Genomic DNA, 16,086 nt, shown 5'->3' with positions numbered 1-16,086 from the left:
TGTCAAGGAAGGCAACTAATGCGATCAGAAAAAGACAAGATGCTGGCAGGAGAGCTCTACAATCCTGCTGATCCGGTATTGCGAAAAGAGCATGAAGAAACAAGACGCAAAGTGAGGCAATACAATCAAGTGCTGGAAACCGACGCTCAGCGCTTGAAAGCGTTAAAAGATTTATTTGGTTCTACGGGGAAGTGTCTTTATGTAGAGCCAAATATTCGCCTGGACTATGGATATAATATTCATGTCGGTGAAAACTTCTTTGCCAACTTCGACTGCACGCTGCTGGATGTTTGTGAAATCCGCTTTGGCGATAACTGTATGCTGGGGCCCAATGTGCAGATTTATACGGCCACCCATCCCCTTGATCCGCATGAGCGTAATACGGGTAAAGAGTACGCAAAGCCGATTAGGTTTGGAAATAACGTCTGGATTGGCGGCGGTGCCATCATTAACCCAGGCGTTAGCGTAGGCAATAACGTGGTTATAGCGTCGGGGGCCGTCGTTATTAAGGATGTGCCTGATAATGTTGTAGTAGGCGGTAATCCCGCCAAGGTTATTAAAACGATCGACGTTTAAGGGCCGCGGTTATGGCGGATATAGTCGAGAAAGGCCCGCATGGCCGCGCTGGTATGCCGCCTGTTCGGATAATACAGATACCAACTCGGCAGCGTCTTCTTCCAGTCACTGAGCAATTCAATCACGTTGCCCTGTTCGAGATCGGCGCGGACATAATCCTCAAACAGATGCGCGATGCCCGAGCCCGCCATCGCTGCCTGGCGTTCTTGGTGTGCTGAACTCAGCGTCAACCGGCCTTGCGGCGTGATCTCGACTTCGTCACCGTCCTTCTCGAAGGTCCACGTCACCATGGTGCCGCCTGGGAAACGGCGGCGAATACAGTCATGCTGCAAGAGATCGCGCGGTGCGTCGGGGCGGCCATGCTCGCGAAGATAATCGGGCGAAGCCACGATCGCATAGCGCAAGGAGGGGCCCAAGGGCAGGGCGATCATGTCCTGAGCGAGCTGCTTACCAAAGCGAACACCCGCATCGAAGCCCTGTTCCACAATATCGACGATCGCCGCGTCGCTTACGATCTCAACGTTGATATCGGGATACATTTTCATGAATTCAAAGGCCAGCGGGCACAGCACGTGGTCGGCCGCCGGCCCTGGGGCATTGATCCGCACGCTGCCAGATGGGCGTTCTCGCAGTTGATTGAGGTCGTCGATCGCTGTCCTGATATCGTGAAGAGCGGGCCTGAGCCTTTCAAGCAGCTGCTCGCCTGCTTCAGTGGGCGCGACGCTGCGTGTCGTTCGGTTTAAAAGCCGGATGTTCAGCGCTTCCTCAAGTGCGCTGATCGACTGGCTAATAGCGGACGATGACACACCCCTGCCAAGTGCGGCGGCTCTAAAGCCACCGCAGCGCACCACATCTTCAAATATCTCTAAGCTATCAAGGCGTAGTTGGCGCATTGCAAAGCCCTGCTTAATAAGCTGATCCGTTTTGGTTAGCTTATCTGCAAGCCCGTTCTGGGTCATCCTTTAAAAGCGCGTCGCAAGGACTCGGTTTTAGCTATCCCTGGTCTTGCATGGCGCTGAAACCAAGTACGACTCCTGCAACCAGAGACTCGAACGGGGTGAACAACATGAGCGGAATCACAGTGAATCGTCGGCAGGTGATATTGACAGCGGCGTCGGTAACGGCGGGCATGATCTTGCCGACCGTCAGCATCGCCTTTGCACAGTCGGCTTCCACGGCCCAGAGTATCAATGCGGATGGCAATGTCGGCTATTATCGTTTTCGCGTTGGCGACATCTCTGCCACGGTGTTGAGCGACGGGCTGATAGGCGGCCCACCGCAGGTTTACGCCAGCGATGCGCCTGAGGCAGAACTGGAGGAGGTGCTGAGGCAAGCCTTCCTGCCGACCGACCACATGACGCTGTATCTCAACACACTTCTTATTGAAACGAATGGCCGGCGAATTCTTCTCGAAGCCGGCGCCGGGCAGACCATGGGGCCGCTGGGCGGGCGCATTTTCGATAATCTGGCCGCTATTGGTTTACGGCCCGAGGATATCGACACTGTGGTTATCTCGCACACGCACCCGGATCATGTCGGCAACCTGCGAACGGCCGATGGGGGCAAGGCATTTCCGCGGGCAACCGTGTTTGCGCCTCGTGCCGATTGGGACTTTTTCATCGCTAACGATCCAGACCTTTCCTACATGCCGGTACCCGAGGATTTTCGTCGCAATTTCGCCGCCGCGATCCGCCAGAGCCTTGAGCCGGTCGCTAACGATATCGAATTGTACGAAGCCGGCACAGAAATCGTTCCCGGCTTGACCACGCTTCCGGCATTGGGCCACACCCCCGGCATGGCGAACTTCCTTGTCCACTCTGGAAATGATCAGCTATTGCTGACCGCCGACCTGGCCTATCATCCCATCGTCAATATTGATCACTCATGGGTGCCCGGGCCGGACCGTGACAAGGAAGAGGCGTTGGCCTCCCGCCGCCGGATCTTCGATATGGCCGCGGCAGACCGGCTACCCGTACTCGGCTTCCACTTTCCCTTCCCGGGGCTTGGCCGAATGCTCAAGACCGACACCGGCTATGCCTGGGTTCCAGCCAATTGGCAGTTTTGATCCGGCGGAGCCCGTCAGTCGGTATGAAGCCGTGCCGTTCACATCTTGCTGAGCATCTCGACCGCTTCATCAAAGTGGCCGTCACGCTCCGCCCAGCGAAGGAAGTTGACGTTTTCCACCAGAATTTCCTTGGGCGTGGGCTTTTCTTGGAACAACGTCATGACCTCGTCGATATAGTCGTTGAGCGGCATATAACCTTCGCGAGTCGACTGGCCAGGTGTCAGCTCCGTCTGCACCGCGGGAGGCGCCAGTTCGATAAGCTCGACCTTGCCCTTGAGCTGCTGGCGGAGCGAAATCGTATAGGAGTGAATGGCTGCCTTGGTGGCGTTGTAGGTAGGCGTGCCGCTTAACGGCACAAACGCCAAGCCAGACGAAACGTTCACGATGGCGGCGTCTGGTTGATTGACCAGGTGGTTGGTCAGGGCGTTGGTCAGCCGGATCGGGCCGAGCAGATTGGTGACGACTGTTTGTTCGGCATCAGCTAGGTCACGGGTGCTGGTCAAGTCCTCGCGGCGCATGATGCCTGCGTTGTTGATCAGCACGTTGAGGTCGGGGTGTTCGGCGACGACGCGCTCGGCAAAGGCAGTAATGGCTTTTGGGTCCTCGACATCGACGACCATCGCGTGCATATTTTGCTTACTGGCAATGGTTTCCTCCAGCGTTTCCATGTGCCGGCCTGCGACGATCACCGTGTTACCCAGTGCGTTGAAGCGTTGTGCAAGTTCACGACCAATGCCGGAACCACCGCCGGTGATGAGCATGGTATTGCCTGATGTGTTCACTTTTAAACCCTCCATCTAACGGAATAATTCGGTAGGACTCAGTGCCATTGAGGCGTCTGCGACCATGGCTGAGTCATCCTAGTGTTAACTATCCGGTGAGGGCGGGTCTTGCCAAGCCTTGCGCAAAACTTGCCTGATCCTGCAGGCGTCGAGAAACCCTCTCTCAGCCATGCTAACGTTGAGATGAGATGCTTGAGGAATGCCTATGAACTCACTCAAACAGGCGGTTCAAACCTATGCCAAGCACCACGCCACTCACGATGGCTTGGTGTTATCCCCAGTGCCGGGGCTTAGCATGATGTGCGTCGAAACCCCCGCCGGTGATTTGCAATCGGTCTACAAGCCGATGGTTTGCCTGGTGTTACAGGGGGCAAAGCGGATGACGGTCGGGCACCAGACCCGCGTGGTCGCTGGAGGGGAGTCGGCGATTGTGAGCGCGGATATGCCGGTCGTCGGGCGGATTGTCCAAGCCAGCCAGAGTGAGCCCTATCTGGCCGTTGCGATTGACCTGGATAGACGAATCTTGCGCGAGCTTACCGCGCACATGGGCAGTGCCCCCGCCCAGCGCGCATCGAAAATGCAGACGCTGTTCGCCGTAGACACCGACGCCGAGGTGATTGACTGCGCATCGCGGCTAATGAAACTGCTGGATCGTCCCGAGTCCGAACCGCTTCTACGCCCCGGTATCATGCAGGAGCTGCATTATTGGCTGCTCTCGGGACCTCATGGCACTGCCTTGCGCGAGATCGCTGATCCGGATAGCTACGCAAGCCGCCTTGCGGCTGCTATCGAGATGCTCAGGGCTAACTACACGTCACGCGTGCCGGTGGAGAAGTTGGCCGCAGAAGCAGGCATGAGCCTTAGCTCGTTTCATAAGCACTTCAAGTACATGACGTCCCTAACACCGGGCCAATACCAGCAGCGGCTGCGTTTGATCGAAGCGCGCCGACTAATGCTGGATGAAGGGGTTACCGCAAGCAATGCTGCCTTCGAGGTGGGGTACGAGAGCGTCTCCCAGTTCACCCGCGAATACGGTCGCCTTTTCAAGGCGCCGCCGAAACGCGACGCGCTGCGCTTGCAGAAAACTGTCAAGGTTGCCAACAGAAGCGCCGCAACGTCGCAACGTATTGGCGCTTGAGAGGTGTGGCGTGATTACTTGGGAAGTTTAGCGATCACCTTGATTTCAAAGTCAAACCCCGCCAGCCAGGTAACGCCGACCGCTGTCCAGTTCGGGTAGGGTTTTTCTGGAAACGCGCGCGCCTTGGCTTCCAGCCAGATAGGGAATTGGGCTTCCGGGTCGGTATGAAAACTCGTCACATCGACGATATCATCGAAGCTTGCCCCCGCTGCTGCCAGGACACGCTCTAGATTGTCGAAGGCAAGCTGCACTTGAGCGGCGAAGTCCGGCTCGGGTGAGCCGTCCTCACGGCTGCCGACCTGGCCCGACACAAACAAAAAGTCACCCGAGCGGATGGCAGCGGAATAGGTGTTCTGGTCATAGAGCGCCTGGCGGCCCGAGGGGAAAACGACGTCACGCTTAGCCATATGAATCTCCATCAGTAGGTCGAAGCCGACCTTTGTTTACGATGGATTCACTGTAAGCCTGCATTGGTGGTGGATAAACGGCGGATTCTGTTCAACATTGTTTGTAGTTTGCAAACAATCACGAGGTGTTTGGCGCAACCATGGATCGTTTTAACGCAATGCAGGCCTTTGCCCGGGTCGTGGAGACGGGCAGCTTTACCAAGGCCGCCGAAACACTTCACATGAGCAAGACAAGCGTGACGCAACTCGTGCAACAGCTAGAGGCCCGGCTACGTGTCAAACTGCTCAACCGCACCACGCGCAAGGTGAACGTCACGGCGGACGGTGCGGCCTACTACGAGCGCGTCATCAAGCTTCTGGCCGATATGGATGATGCCGAAACCAGCCTGTCCAACGCCTCAATATTGCCCCGCGGGCGGCTCCGGGTGGACGTCCCCAGCCCGTTTGCACGCATGATCCTGATTCCGGCCCTGCCCGCGTTCCACGCTCAGTATCCCGATATTCAACTCGACTTGGGCGTGAGTGATCGCAGGGTGGATCTCATCAATGAAGGCGTGGACTGTGTGATCCGCGGTGGAGAGCTTACCGATTTATCCTTGGTGGCGCGTCGCGTGGGCGATCTGACGCTTGGGGTTTTCGCCGCGCCCAGCTATCTGGAAAAGGCCGGCGTTCCTTCGCATCCGCAGGCGCTGTCACTCCCACCGCACGCCATTGTCGGTTTCAGATGGGCGCGCGCGGGCTTGGCCTTTCCTTACGCCCTGCACCGCAACGAAGAGCGTGTCACCGTGCAGGGGCGCAGTATGATCTCGGTCGATGACGGGAATGCGGGGCTTGCAGCGGCCCTGACGGGGCTCGGCGTCATTTGGCTGCCGGATTACATGGCCAGGGAGCACGTAGCCAGCGGCGAGCTGGTACGACTATTTGATGATTGGCAGTTGGAACCCATGCCGATGTACGTCGCTTTTCCACCCAATCGCCACGTCAGCGCCAAGCTGCGTGTGTTCATTGACTGGGTCGTCGAGTTGATGGCTCAGAATATGCCTGTCGATGATCGGATTGGCTATAAACGCTGAAATTTACGTCTTCCAGGGGCAGCGGTTGATATGTTGCCGCAGTGAAGTCGCTTGATTACGTATGCTTGGTTTCAAGCTCGCCGGGAGTGGTCTTCATTGATCTTAATGGCGTAAAGACGATCCCTTGAAGAGAGCCCCTTGGCCTGTGCGAACGGGATTAGTGCATAGTGCGCATGATGATGAGCTGAACTGCCGCACCTACAGTGGCGATAGCTCCGGCAACCACCGCTAATGCCGAAACGGGCAGTTGGAGAGCAAGCATAATCCCTCCGCCCCCCGCACCTAGCGCACTACCTAAATAGAGCGCCGATTCATTGAGCGCGACCGCCAAGTTGCCGTCGCCATGGGCTTGTCTCGTACGAACGAGCTCGTTGTTTTGTGGCACTTGCAGCGCCCAGCCCACGGCGCCCCAAAGCGCAATCGGCAGTAACGTTAGCAGTGGATGAATCGACACAGCAAAGGGCAGCGAGATGAGGGCTATAGAAAGCAGCAGCATAATCGCCAAGGTAATAACGGGCCCGATAAATTTGTCGACCAATGGGCCAACCAAAAAGCTACCCAGCACGCCACCAATCCCCCATACCCATAAATAACCGGTAATCGACTGAACAGCGCCTGACTCGCTGCCCGCCATAAAGGGGGCGATAAAGGTGTACATGCCCAGGCTGGCAATGGCCGCCAATAAGGAAACTGTCAGAATGGCCATGGCATGAGGGTTTTTCAAAATAGCCAGTTTGCGAACAAGTGAAAGCACCGGTGTGGCTGGCAGTGCAGGCAGTTTGGTGTGAAGTCCGGCGTAGGCGATGCAGCCAAGACCTGCGATAAGCCACATGGCTGACGCCCAGCCTAAACGCTCTGCCAGCAACAGGCTGATAGGCACCCCCAGTACCGTGCCGCTCGCCATGCCGCCCATGATGATCGCAATCGCTTTACCGCGCTGGGCCTCTGGCGTGATGGCGGCTGCGGCGGCAATGCCCATGGCAAGATAAACCCCAGCGCCCACGCCTGCGACCGCTCGCCATATAGCGAGGGCGATAAAGCTAGTGGCCAGTGCGCTAGCGATATTGGCCACAATAAAAACGGCCAACGCCACTAGTAAGCCCAAGCGTTGATGCTGGCCGGGCAGTAGTGCTACGACGACGGGCGAGCCTAAGCCATAGGCTAAGGTGAATGCCGTGACTAATTGAGCCGCCGTAGCAGCCGTGACACTAAAAGCATCGCCAATAAGAGGAATAAGCCCCGCAGTGACATAAGAAGCCATCCCCAGTGCAAATGCCCCCAGGGCGATTAAATAAACCGATAAACGAGACTGATCAGCCATTACGTGCTCCAGAAATAAGCATTAGAAAGGATTTAAATCGCCGGTAGTTCTGCCAGCGAGAGGCTATTCTGGAGGGGCTTTTAAAGGGGTACAATTTAACTGTTTATGCTATTACTAAAAGTGATAAGTGATTAAAGGTAATAAAATGACTGCTGCCCGGACGCTAACTCGAACGCGGGAAGACTTGGCTGCGTTTCTACGCAAGCATCGCGAGAAAATTGCCCCGGAAGAGATGGGGCTGCCACGTGGCCGTCGAAGGCGAACGCCAGGATTAAGACGCGAAGAGGTCGCCGCTTTAGCGGGCGTGGGGCTGACTTGGTATACCTGGTTGGAGCAGGGCCGCGATATTAGCGTATCGGCGACGTTTCTGGATAACTTATCCAAAGTGCTCAAGCTGGATGCGGCCGAGCGCCGCCATCTGTTCTTACTTGCCCATCAGCGGCTACCCTCTGAGCTAGGCAAAACCTGGTGCAGCGTGCCGTCGCTGGTGCAAACCTTGATGGACGACCTGCCCACACGGCCTGCCTATATCCTTAATTTACGCTGGGATGTGCTGGCCTGGAACGCTGCGGCCGATAAGCTGTTCAACTTCTCTGCCCATGCACCCGAGCGCCGCAATATGCTCTGGTTGTTATTTACCGATCCTGCCATGCGCCAGCGGTTATCACCCTGGGAGGAGCAGGTTTGCCAAATGCTATCCAGCTTCCGACGCGACTTTGCCCGCGCGACCGAAGATCCCTCTATCGATGGGTTGGTTGAAGAGTTAACCAAAGTGGCGCCCGAGTTTAAGGCATGGTGGAAAAATCAGGAGGTCAACGCCCCTTGCCAGGGCGTGCGCCATCTTAATCTGGATGGGATTGGCGCTATCGCGTTTGAACACACCACGCTCACCGTTGATGAGGAGCGTCACCTACGGTTGGTTTATTATGCCCATCAGGGGAGCGACACCGAGAAGAATGCTTTTAATGAGTGGGTGGTGGGTTAATTCTTTAAGTTAAATTTTTTTGAGAGGTTTGAATGGATAGAATGAATCTGAAAATTATTCGTGCATTGCGCCAGGATGGCCGTATCTCAGTTACAAAGCTGTCCCAGCAAGTAGGCCTTTCAATACCGGCGGTGACAGAGCGAATGAGAAAGTTGGAGGAAAGTGGCGTTATAAAAGGTTACACAGCGGTAGTGGATCTGGAAAAAATTGGGCTGGCTGTCTCCGCTGTAATTGGTATTACGGCGTTTAAACCACAAAAAGAGAAACTTCTAGCCAAGCTCGATTCTCTGCCCGAAGTAGCGGAATGTCTGCATGTAACCGGCGAAGACTCCTATTTGATTCGAATATATGTTCCCACTAATCGGGATGTCGAAGAGTTTGTTGCAAAGGTAAATACTTTTGGTGAAACTAAAACAAGGATTGTTCTCTCGGAGCCTATTTCAATGGATAGCCGTCATGATGTGTTGAATAGGTTTTTGAGTAATAGGCATCCTTCATAGCACTTTTATAATAGTAGTGACAACTGTATGGCAGCCAAATAATGCTATTGAGACGCCTGCCAGGCAACTAACAGTTTTGATTTTAGACTCATTTATTTTGGCTGCCAAGAAATACACAGCAGAAGTCAAAAAGACCCACCAAGCCATTGAGCCAAGAAAAACCCCTAAGCAAATGATACTCAACTTCACTAGTCCAATGTCTGTGGGGCTGTTGCCATTTGGGACAATAGCTGAAAATATGGCAATAAATGCAAAGATCTTGGCCGCAAATTCTGAGTGCAACACCTGACCAAACCGGTAGGGTGTTGTATCCATGTCATATTCTGAACTCTGCACTGAAGAACGTGCCACGATCCATGTCAGCTTCGCGCAAGGCTTGAGCATCAGGAAGGTAGCGGCCCTGCTCGAGCGCTCCCCGGCAACGATTAGCCGAGAAATACGGCGCAATAGATCGTCCGATGGCAGCTATCGTGCGCCACATGCGCAACAATGCCGTGATCACCGTCGAGACGGTTGTCGACCAAGGCGCAAACTGCTTCCTGGCAGCCCTCGGTTCGCCCTGATTCAGCACATGCTGCGTCGGCGCTTGTCTCCCGAACAGATCAGCGGCAAGCTCAAGCATATGAATATCCCTGACCTTCGAGACGCCTACGTCTGCCGAGAAACGATCTACAGTGCCATCTACGCGTTGCCCGTCGGTGAACTGAGAAAGGAGCTGATCCATTGTTTGCGGCAAGGCAAGCCAACCCGTAAGCCGCGCCGTGGCCAGGTCGACCGGCGCAACCAGATCCCGGACATGGTCAGCATCCATCTCCGCCCTCCAGAGGTGGAAAAACGTGAATTTCCTGGCCACTGGGAAGGCGACCTGATCAAGGGCAAGAACAATGCATCGGCTGTCGGCACCCTTGTCGAACTCAAAAGCGGTTACCTGATCCTAGCGAAGATGAACGATGCGACTGCTACCTCTGCTGTAGAAGGCTTCAGCGCAGCGCTGAATCGCATGCCGTTGGCCGCACGGAAGAGCATGACGTATGACCAAGGACGTGAGATGACGCAGCACGCCAAGGTCACCCAGAATACTGGTGTCGCTATCTACTTCTGTGACCCACACAGCCCATGGCAGAGGGGCGCCAACGAAAATATCAATGGGCTCATACGACAGTACTTGCCCAAGGGAACGGATCTATCGATCTATAGCCAGCAAGAACTGGATGAGATCGCGCTTGAGCTGAACATGCGCCCGCGAAAGCGCTTCGACTTCAAGTGCCCTATTGAGGTGATGAGCGAGGAGCTGGCGAAGTACCATGAGGTTCCGTCATCGACACATTGACGGTGTTGCACTCAGAGCCTGCATCCGCCGATTGTCATTGGGTTCGATAATGTAAGAAAAAATGTAGTTAAGTAGGCTTTTAATGGTGAATGCGGATTTTTATTTTTTGCAGAATGATTTGTTTTATTTTTGGCTGCAGAAACTCCCAGATAAATCAGTATTACCCCACCCGCAATAGATAACCATAGTAGCGATGTTGATAAAAGCGAAATGATGGCGGCAAAACCGAGAGCACCCAGGATGCCATATAGCAAGTCGGCTGAAGCCGCGCCTAGCCCTGTTATAAACCCAAGTTTCCAGCCGTCTGCTAACGTTCTCTGCATGCAGAGTAATCCTATTGGACCAACAGGTGCTGCTATCATAAACCCAATGGCTATGCTTTGTGTTAGATAATGCATGTTTGTCTTCTCTGTTTTGGTTTTTTATATTTTGTTTTTTTGGTTGCTTTTTCTCCATGCTGTTTTTAATTTTTTGGTCGTAGTTGATTGGTTTTTTTAATTTTTTACGGCATATTTATTTTTATTTAAGCAAACGTGGCCACAATATCGTCTATGAAATGACGTAGCTTCGGCGTCATGCGTTGATCAGCGGCGTAGAGTAGGTGCATGGGTCTCGAAGGCCCCTCAAATTCTGGCAAGATGCGCACCAGCCGCCCGGCGGATAACGCCTCAGTCAGTGCGGCTTCATAGCCCAATGTAATGCCGAACCTCTCCAGTGCTGCGCGAAGCAGCCCTTTCCAGTCGTTGATTTGCAGCCCCCGCGCACGGGGGCGTCATATAGGCAGCTGTCGCGACTGAAGCGCCACGTTCTGCCCAAAGTGCCGAACCAATAGGCAAAGCCCAGGCACTCATGCGCCAGCAGATCCGCTGGTGTCTCAGGCTCACCATGCTCAGCTAAATAGGCTGGCGAGGCACAGGCGATAAGCCGATAGGGGGCAAGTGGGCGTGCCACCAGTGTCGTACTTTCGCTGATTGGCCCGAGGCGAATGACGGCTTCCTAACCCTCCTCGATAGGATCGACCAAGCGATCTGACAAGGTGAGGTCGACCTCCACCTCGGGGTACTGACGAAGGTAGCGGATAACCAGTGGAACCAGGCTTTGACTGCCAAAGGTGACGGGCGCATTGATTCTTAGGCGACCCCGTGGCGTAGCCCTGGCCTGGTCCGTCAGCGCTTCGGCCGCCTCGACTTCCGCGATCTGCAGGAAGGATCATGGCGTCGATGATAAAGTAAACCGAGAGACTGCTGCCTATAAGTAAAGGAACTCAGCAACCGTGCTAGTCGATATCAGTACCGAACTGCCTGGCGCACACCGTTTTACTTTATTTAACGACTTAATCGATAACGCAGTTTAGGCAACGTGCGCGAGACGGGTGGAAGACGGGTAGCCATGAGGAGCGCCCCAATAACCGCATACATAGCCCATTCGCTCATATCGGCACGTACGACCCAGAAGAAGTGCAGTAGCACCAACCCCAAGATGACGTAGGAAAATTTGTGTAGCGATTTCCAGCGCTTGCCCAAGCGGCGCATAGACCACTTGTTGGACGTCGCGCCCAGTACGGCCAGGCCGATCAGCGCAATCATGCCGACGATAATGTAGGGCCGTTTGACGATTTCGCTGCCCAGCAGTGCCCAGTTAAGCCCCAGGATAAACAGCGCGTAGCTGAGCAGGTGCAGGGTGGCGTAGGCGAGCGTCCAGAGACCCAACTGGCGCCGGATCAGCGCGAAGCCTTTCCAGCGGGTGAGCTTGGTCAACGGCGTCAGGCTGAGGGTGAGCAGCAGCATCCACAGCCCGCCAATACCAATGTTTAGCAATAGATAGCGCCCTGGTTCTGGGCCAGCGGCGTTGTTGGCCACCTGCCAGCCCCAGAAGACCAGCGGCGAAAGCGCCGCCAGAAAGACCGCCACGCGCCAAGCGAGCCATTTGTGCTGTGTCGCCATCAGTAGTGCTTCCTTAGATCCATTCCTGCATATAGCTCGGCGACTTCATCCTCGTAGCCGTTGAACATGCGGGTATCGATGGTATTGGAATTGAACAGGGTATTAGGCAGGCGGCGCTCGGTCGCCTGGCTCCAGCGGGGATGGTCCACCTCCGGGTTCACGTTGGCAAAAAAGCCGTATTCGTCGGAGGCGATTTCCTGCCAGGAGTTGACCGGCTGCTCTTCGACCAGCGAGATGCGCACAATCGACTTGATGCTTTTGAAGCCGTATTTCCAGGGCACTACCAGCCGCAGGGGCGCGCCGTTCTGATTGGGCAATTCGCGGCCGTACATGCCCATGGCCATGATAGTCAGCGGGTGCATGGCTTCATCCAGGCGCAGACCTTCCACGTAAGGCCAGTCGATGACGGAGAACGACGAGCGCTGACCGCGCATCTGATCCGGGTCTCTTAAGGTTTCAAAGCGTACGTACTTGGCTTTGCTTGTCGGGTCGGCGCGCTTGATGATCTCGGCCAGTGGAATGCCCAGCCAGGGAATCACCATCGACCACGCCTCGACGCAGCGCAGCCGGTAAATGCGTTCTTCAAATTGAGCGGGTTTGACCAGGTCTTCAAGTGCAAAACGCCCGCCGTTGTTTACCTCACCGTCGACCACCACGCTCCAGGGCTGGGTTTCCAGACTGCCTGCATGGCGGGCGGGGTCGCCTTTGTCGGTACCGAATTCGTAAAAGTTGTTATAGCCACTAGCGTCATCGAAGGGGGCGATCTTGTCCTGCTCGGGGTCGCTTGGAGTAATGGCGTCCCACTTGGCGTCGCTGATTTTATCTTTCAGCCAATCGGGCGCGTCGCCTTCGGGGACGTCCGAATAGTCGTCTGCGGCTGCCTGAGTATGGCCGGAAAGTGCAAGCCCTGCCCCAATGCCTGCCATGCCGCCCATAAAACGCCGCCGGGAGAGGTAGATAGATTCCGGGGTGACGTCGGATTCGTGCAAATCACTTGGTTTGGCAATCTTTATCAGCATTTGTTGGCTCCTATGGGGTTAAGCCGTCGACAGCGTAGGGTGGAGTCGCTATAACATCTACATCATTTTTAAGACATATGAGTCCGACGTCGGAAGGAATAAAAGGTTCTACACAACTTGTATGCTATGTCTTTAAAAACAAGTCACGAATGACCTTTTTTCTAGTCGAGCGAATATATCTAGGTGGCTGGTTTACTCATCCTGCTGTAGACAGTCTTCAAGGCCTTATTGCTCTGGCCTGTTTATAAGGAAAACCATGGCTTCAAAACGCCGCGAACTGGTGTCGTTAATTGACCAAGGCGCAATACCGCCTGCGCAGATGGCGCGTGCCGTGAAGGTTGCCGGGCTGCACCCTTCGCCCCGTGCATGGGGCGTGTTTGTGGATCGGCTTTTGCTATGGCTAGGCAGCTTGGTGCTTGCCTTCGCGGTGCTGTTTTTCGTGGCGTACAACTGGGCCGATATGGGCCGCTGGCCGCGCTTTGGGTTGGTGCAGGGGGCACTAGCACTGGCGGTGGCGATTGCCGTATGGGGCAAAGCCAGCCGGTGGGTGGCGCGTGCTGCGTTGACGGCTGCGTCGTTGCTGGTGGGGGTGCTGTTGGCGCTGTTCGGCCAGGTGTATCAAACCGGCGCCGACCCTTGGCAGTTGTTTTTTATCTGGGCCGTTTTGATATTGCCCTGGGTGCTTATCCTTCGTTTTGCTCTGCTTTGGATACTATGGCTGGGGCTACTTAATCTGGCGGTGTGGCTTTATTTTCGTACCTGGGGCGGTGTGTTGGATGTGTGGTTTATCAGTAGCGATGCCGTTTTCTGGTGGCTCTTTGCGCTCAATACCACCGCTCTTGCCGTGTGGGAGTGGGGAATAAAGCGCTGGGGTTGGTGTTCCAACCGTTGGCCGCTTCGCATCTTGGCGTTGGGGAGCGGTTTGCCGATCACGCTGTTAATAATGATCTGGATCGTCGATGCCATGACGTATTTGGCACCAGCCCTTGTAGCGTACCCGCTGTGGTTGGCTGCGCTATATGGCGTTTATCGTTGCTGGCGGCCTGATTTGTTGGTGGTGGCAGTGGGCTGCGTGTCGGTCATTAGTGTCGTGACGCTACTGCTGGCCAGGTTCTTAATATGGCAAGGCGAGTGGCAGGCGGGCAGTATGCTGATGCTCGCCCTCGTGGTATTCGCGATGGGCGCTGGGGCTGTGGTGTGGTTGAAACGGCTACATGCGGAGGAACTCCAGTGATGCGTAAGACATCTTCTTTAAGCGCCCGGTTGTATCAAGCAGGTATTGAGGTCAACGAGCGTCCACACCTAACACCGGAAACGCCCTGGTTTGTACGAGCGCTGCAGGCGTTTTCTGGCTGGCTGGCGGCGTTGTTCTTGCTCGGCTTTCTCGCCATTGGCGCGGTATCTGTAATGGAAAGTGCGCTTGGGTCGTTGAGTTTAGGGTTCATTATGTTGGCAGGCGCTTTTGCGCTATTCCGCGTGAGCCGCAGCGATGTTGCCGAACACTTGGCGCTGGCCATCAGTCTTGCAGGACAGCTGTTGGTGGCCTGGGCATTGGTCGACGTTTGGCTAGAGAGTGCTTACGTGTGGTACGCGCTCGTTGGCCTGCAGTGCTTGCTGGCGTTGGTGATGCCGAGTCAGGTGCATCGTAGCTTTTCTGCCTTTACCGCCGGCGTGGCGCTGTATATGGCGTTGGAATCAATCGGCATGGCATCGGTGGCCAGCGGTGTGGTGTTGCTGGCACTGACCGTACTTTGGGTCAATGAATTCCGTTGGCCAACGCGTATTAAACACGTGCAGGCGTGGGGGTATGGCCTGTTGCTGAGCCTCCTGGTCAATCAGGGCTTCGCCCATAGCGGTCAAGCGTTATCGTTTGTTGATGACAACCCGGTGAGCGCCCTGGTGTGGCTGATGCCCTGGCTAAATGCTGCACTGGTCGCGCTGGCGCTGCTGTTACTTTTCCGTACGCGGTTTCAATCTTTGTCATTCAGGGCGCGCTGGGCGGCCTATGCTGGCGCGGGCGCGTTGCTCATCGTGTCCTACCATGTGCCGAGTGTGGGCCAGGGCGTTGTGGTGGTGCTATTGGGCTTTGCCATTGGCCACCGTGTGCTGGTTGGGCTTGGTGTGCTGTCGCTACTGCTGGGTATCGGCAGTTATTATTACTGGCTTGATGCCACGCTGCTGATTAAGGCGCTAACGCTGCTGGTGGTCGGGGTGCTGTTACTGGGGCTGCGGTGGGCGTTGCGCCAATGGCTGAGTTCACCGATTGATAAATCAGGCAACGGGAGCGTTGACCATGATGCGTAGCGCAAAGTGGAGCCGCGTTGCCATTGTGGCGGCCACGCTGCTGATTTTGGCGGTGGTGAACGGGGCGATCTGGCAGAAGGAGCGTCACCTGGCTGAAGGCGAAGTTGTTTATCTGGCGCTAGCCCCGGTGGACCCGCGCTCGCTGATGCAGGGCGACTATATGGCGCTAAACTTTGCACTGAGTAACGATATTCAGCGCGCGCTTAATCGGCGCCATAAAGGGAACACCCCAGAGGCAAGGGATGGTCACGTCATTGTGCGCCTGGATAAGCGGCGTATTGGCCACTTTCAGCGCCTGGATGATGATACCTCACTGAGTGACGACGAACGGCGGCTGCACTACCGCTTACGCAATGGCCAAGTACGCTTTGCTACCAATGCGTTCTTTTTCCAGGAAGGCCACGACGAACGCTACGAGCCTGCCCGTTTCGGTCGATTCCGGGTTAACCAGCAAGGCGAACCCTTGCTAGTGTCTCTGCACGATGAAGGTCTCGAGGACCTCACCCCCTAGCAGGCTTGCCGCCTCAGGCGAAACCGCGCATGAGAACGGCCAGGCCAGGTGGGGGCGAAGGATGTGGCAGTTTTGAGATGCCGGTACACAACGGCTTGCTTCATAAAGCAAGGTAGGCTGTACTTTGTTCCA

At 55.5% G+C, this 16,086-nt stretch carries 19 protein-coding genes and 1 pseudogene; 10 read left to right on the top strand and 10 right to left on the bottom strand.

Annotated features, from left to right (window positions below):
* Positions 1 to 18 precede the first annotated feature (18 nt).
* Positions 19 to 576, top strand: coding sequence for a sugar O-acetyltransferase (locus CPH17_RS07925; protein WP_074397245.1), 558 nt, complete (start codon positions 19 to 21; stop codon positions 574 to 576).
* On the opposite strand, the gene CPH17_RS07920 is transcribed toward CPH17_RS07925, so the two are convergent.
* Complete coding sequence (locus tag CPH17_RS07920) at positions 573 to 1,535, bottom strand: LysR family transcriptional regulator (RefSeq protein ID WP_074397244.1); 963 nt, start codon at positions 1,533 to 1,535, stop codon at positions 573 to 575. The genes CPH17_RS07925 and CPH17_RS07920 overlap by 4 nt on opposite strands.
* Before the next feature lie 107 nt (positions 1,536 to 1,642).
* Between CPH17_RS07920 and CPH17_RS07915 the strand changes: the two genes are divergently transcribed.
* Positions 1,643 to 2,641 carry an MBL fold metallo-hydrolase gene (locus CPH17_RS07915; RefSeq protein WP_172898692.1) on the top strand — a complete coding sequence of 333 codons (999 nt, stop codon included), beginning with the start codon at positions 1,643 to 1,645 and terminating at the stop codon, positions 2,639 to 2,641.
* 38 nt (positions 2,642 to 2,679) lie between these two features.
* Here the strand turns inward: CPH17_RS07915 and CPH17_RS07910 are convergent, their stop codons facing one another.
* Positions 2,680 to 3,423, bottom strand: coding sequence for an SDR family oxidoreductase (locus CPH17_RS07910; RefSeq protein ID WP_074397243.1), 744 nt, complete (start codon positions 3,421 to 3,423; stop codon positions 2,680 to 2,682).
* Between the two features lie 205 nt (positions 3,424 to 3,628).
* Between CPH17_RS07910 and CPH17_RS07905 the strand changes: the two genes are divergently transcribed.
* Positions 3,629 to 4,561 carry an AraC family transcriptional regulator gene (locus tag CPH17_RS07905; RefSeq protein ID WP_074397242.1) on the top strand — a complete coding sequence of 311 codons (933 nt, stop codon included), beginning with the start codon at positions 3,629 to 3,631 and terminating at the stop codon, positions 4,559 to 4,561.
* A gap of 14 nt (positions 4,562 to 4,575) precedes the next feature.
* Here the strand turns inward: CPH17_RS07905 and CPH17_RS07900 are convergent, their stop codons facing one another.
* A complete protein-coding gene (locus CPH17_RS07900; protein WP_074397241.1) occupies positions 4,576 to 4,968 on the bottom strand; it encodes a RidA family protein in 393 nt (130 codons plus the stop codon).
* Between the two features lie 140 nt (positions 4,969 to 5,108).
* On the opposite strand from CPH17_RS07900, the gene CPH17_RS07895 reads away from it, so the two are divergent.
* Positions 5,109 to 6,041, top strand: coding sequence for a LysR family transcriptional regulator (locus CPH17_RS07895; RefSeq protein WP_074397240.1), 933 nt, complete (start codon positions 5,109 to 5,111; stop codon positions 6,039 to 6,041).
* Between the two features lie 157 nt (positions 6,042 to 6,198).
* Here CPH17_RS07895 and CPH17_RS07890 read toward each other — a convergent pair whose 3' ends face one another.
* Entirely contained in the window at positions 6,199 to 7,362 is a 1,164-nt protein-coding gene (locus tag CPH17_RS07890) for an MFS transporter (RefSeq protein ID WP_074397239.1), read from the bottom strand.
* Between the two features lie 145 nt (positions 7,363 to 7,507).
* Between CPH17_RS07890 and CPH17_RS07885 the strand changes: the two genes are divergently transcribed.
* Together CPH17_RS07885 and CPH17_RS07880 are read left to right on the top strand one after the other, a co-directional pair.
* Positions 7,508 to 8,347 (top strand): helix-turn-helix transcriptional regulator, encoded by an 840-nt coding sequence (locus tag CPH17_RS07885; protein ID WP_074397238.1) that lies wholly within the window; start codon positions 7,508 to 7,510, stop codon positions 8,345 to 8,347.
* A gap of 32 nt (positions 8,348 to 8,379) precedes the next feature.
* The gene (locus tag CPH17_RS07880; RefSeq protein WP_074397237.1) at positions 8,380 to 8,847 is read left to right on the top strand and encodes an Lrp/AsnC family transcriptional regulator; all 468 of its coding nucleotides are present in this window, start codon (positions 8,380 to 8,382) and stop codon (positions 8,845 to 8,847) included.
* On the opposite strand, the gene CPH17_RS07875 is transcribed toward CPH17_RS07880, so the two are convergent.
* Positions 8,842 to 9,162, bottom strand: a complete 321-nt coding sequence (locus tag CPH17_RS07875; protein ID WP_096298933.1) for a hypothetical protein — start codon at positions 9,160 to 9,162, stop codon at positions 8,842 to 8,844. The two genes, CPH17_RS07880 and CPH17_RS07875, sit on opposite strands and share 6 nt — an antisense overlap.
* On the opposite strand from CPH17_RS07875, the gene CPH17_RS07870 reads away from it, so the two are divergent.
* Positions 9,161 to 10,177 (top strand): IS30 family transposase, encoded by a 1,017-nt coding sequence (locus tag CPH17_RS07870; RefSeq protein WP_027336024.1) that lies wholly within the window; start codon positions 9,161 to 9,163, stop codon positions 10,175 to 10,177. The genes CPH17_RS07875 and CPH17_RS07870 overlap by 2 nt on opposite strands.
* An 11-nt stretch (positions 10,178 to 10,188) precedes the next feature.
* On the opposite strand, the gene CPH17_RS07865 is transcribed toward CPH17_RS07870, so the two are convergent.
* The 5 genes and pseudogenes from CPH17_RS07865 to msrP all read right to left on the bottom strand — a co-directional run bounded on the left by CPH17_RS07865 (position 10,189) and on the right by msrP (position 13,139).
* The gene (locus CPH17_RS07865) at positions 10,189 to 10,500 is read right to left on the bottom strand and encodes a LysE family transporter (RefSeq protein WP_157742950.1); all 312 of its coding nucleotides are present in this window, start codon (positions 10,498 to 10,500) and stop codon (positions 10,189 to 10,191) included.
* A gap of 200 nt (positions 10,501 to 10,700) precedes the next feature.
* Positions 10,701 to 10,892 (bottom strand): LysR substrate-binding domain-containing protein, encoded by a 192-nt coding sequence (locus CPH17_RS20380; protein ID WP_269457735.1) that lies wholly within the window; start codon positions 10,890 to 10,892, stop codon positions 10,701 to 10,703.
* Positions 10,850 to 11,272, bottom strand: a pseudogene (locus tag CPH17_RS20375) (LysR substrate-binding domain-containing protein). Before CPH17_RS20375 ends, CPH17_RS20380 begins: the two are co-directional and overlap by 43 nt.
* A 230-nt stretch (positions 11,273 to 11,502) precedes the next feature.
* Entirely contained in the window at positions 11,503 to 12,120 is a 618-nt protein-coding gene (msrQ, locus tag CPH17_RS07855) for a protein-methionine-sulfoxide reductase heme-binding subunit MsrQ (protein ID WP_074397235.1), read from the bottom strand.
* Positions 12,120 to 13,139, bottom strand: coding sequence for a protein-methionine-sulfoxide reductase catalytic subunit MsrP (msrP, locus tag CPH17_RS07850; RefSeq protein ID WP_074397234.1), 1,020 nt, complete (start codon positions 13,137 to 13,139; stop codon positions 12,120 to 12,122). Before msrP ends, msrQ begins: the two co-directional genes overlap by 1 nt.
* A gap of 256 nt (positions 13,140 to 13,395) precedes the next feature.
* Here msrP and CPH17_RS07845 point away from each other — a divergent pair, with 256 nt between their 5' ends.
* Genes CPH17_RS07845 through CPH17_RS07835 form a run of 3 tightly spaced genes read left to right on the top strand, consistent with a single transcriptional unit; the run spans position 13,396 to position 15,954 of the window.
* Complete coding sequence (locus tag CPH17_RS07845; RefSeq protein ID WP_074397233.1) at positions 13,396 to 14,373, top strand: DUF2157 domain-containing protein; 978 nt, start codon at positions 13,396 to 13,398, stop codon at positions 14,371 to 14,373.
* On the top strand, positions 14,373 to 15,443 hold the full coding sequence (locus tag CPH17_RS07840) for a DUF4401 domain-containing protein (RefSeq protein ID WP_074397232.1): 1,071 nt from the start codon (positions 14,373 to 14,375) through the stop codon (positions 15,441 to 15,443). Before CPH17_RS07845 ends, CPH17_RS07840 begins: the two co-directional genes overlap by 1 nt.
* Positions 15,433 to 15,954: a GDYXXLXY domain-containing protein gene (locus tag CPH17_RS07835; protein WP_074397231.1), complete on the top strand. Its 522-nt coding sequence runs from the start codon at positions 15,433 to 15,435 to the stop codon at positions 15,952 to 15,954. Before CPH17_RS07840 ends, CPH17_RS07835 begins: the two co-directional genes overlap by 11 nt.
* Positions 15,955 to 16,086 lie beyond the last annotated feature (132 nt).

The sequence above is a fragment of the Halomonas sp. hl-4 genome, from assembly GCF_900215475.1.
In the GTDB taxonomy this organism is placed as follows: domain Bacteria; phylum Pseudomonadota; class Gammaproteobacteria; order Pseudomonadales; family Halomonadaceae; genus Vreelandella.
Note: the sequence above shows the minus strand (reverse complement) of the source record. Positions and strands in the feature narration are given on the sequence as shown.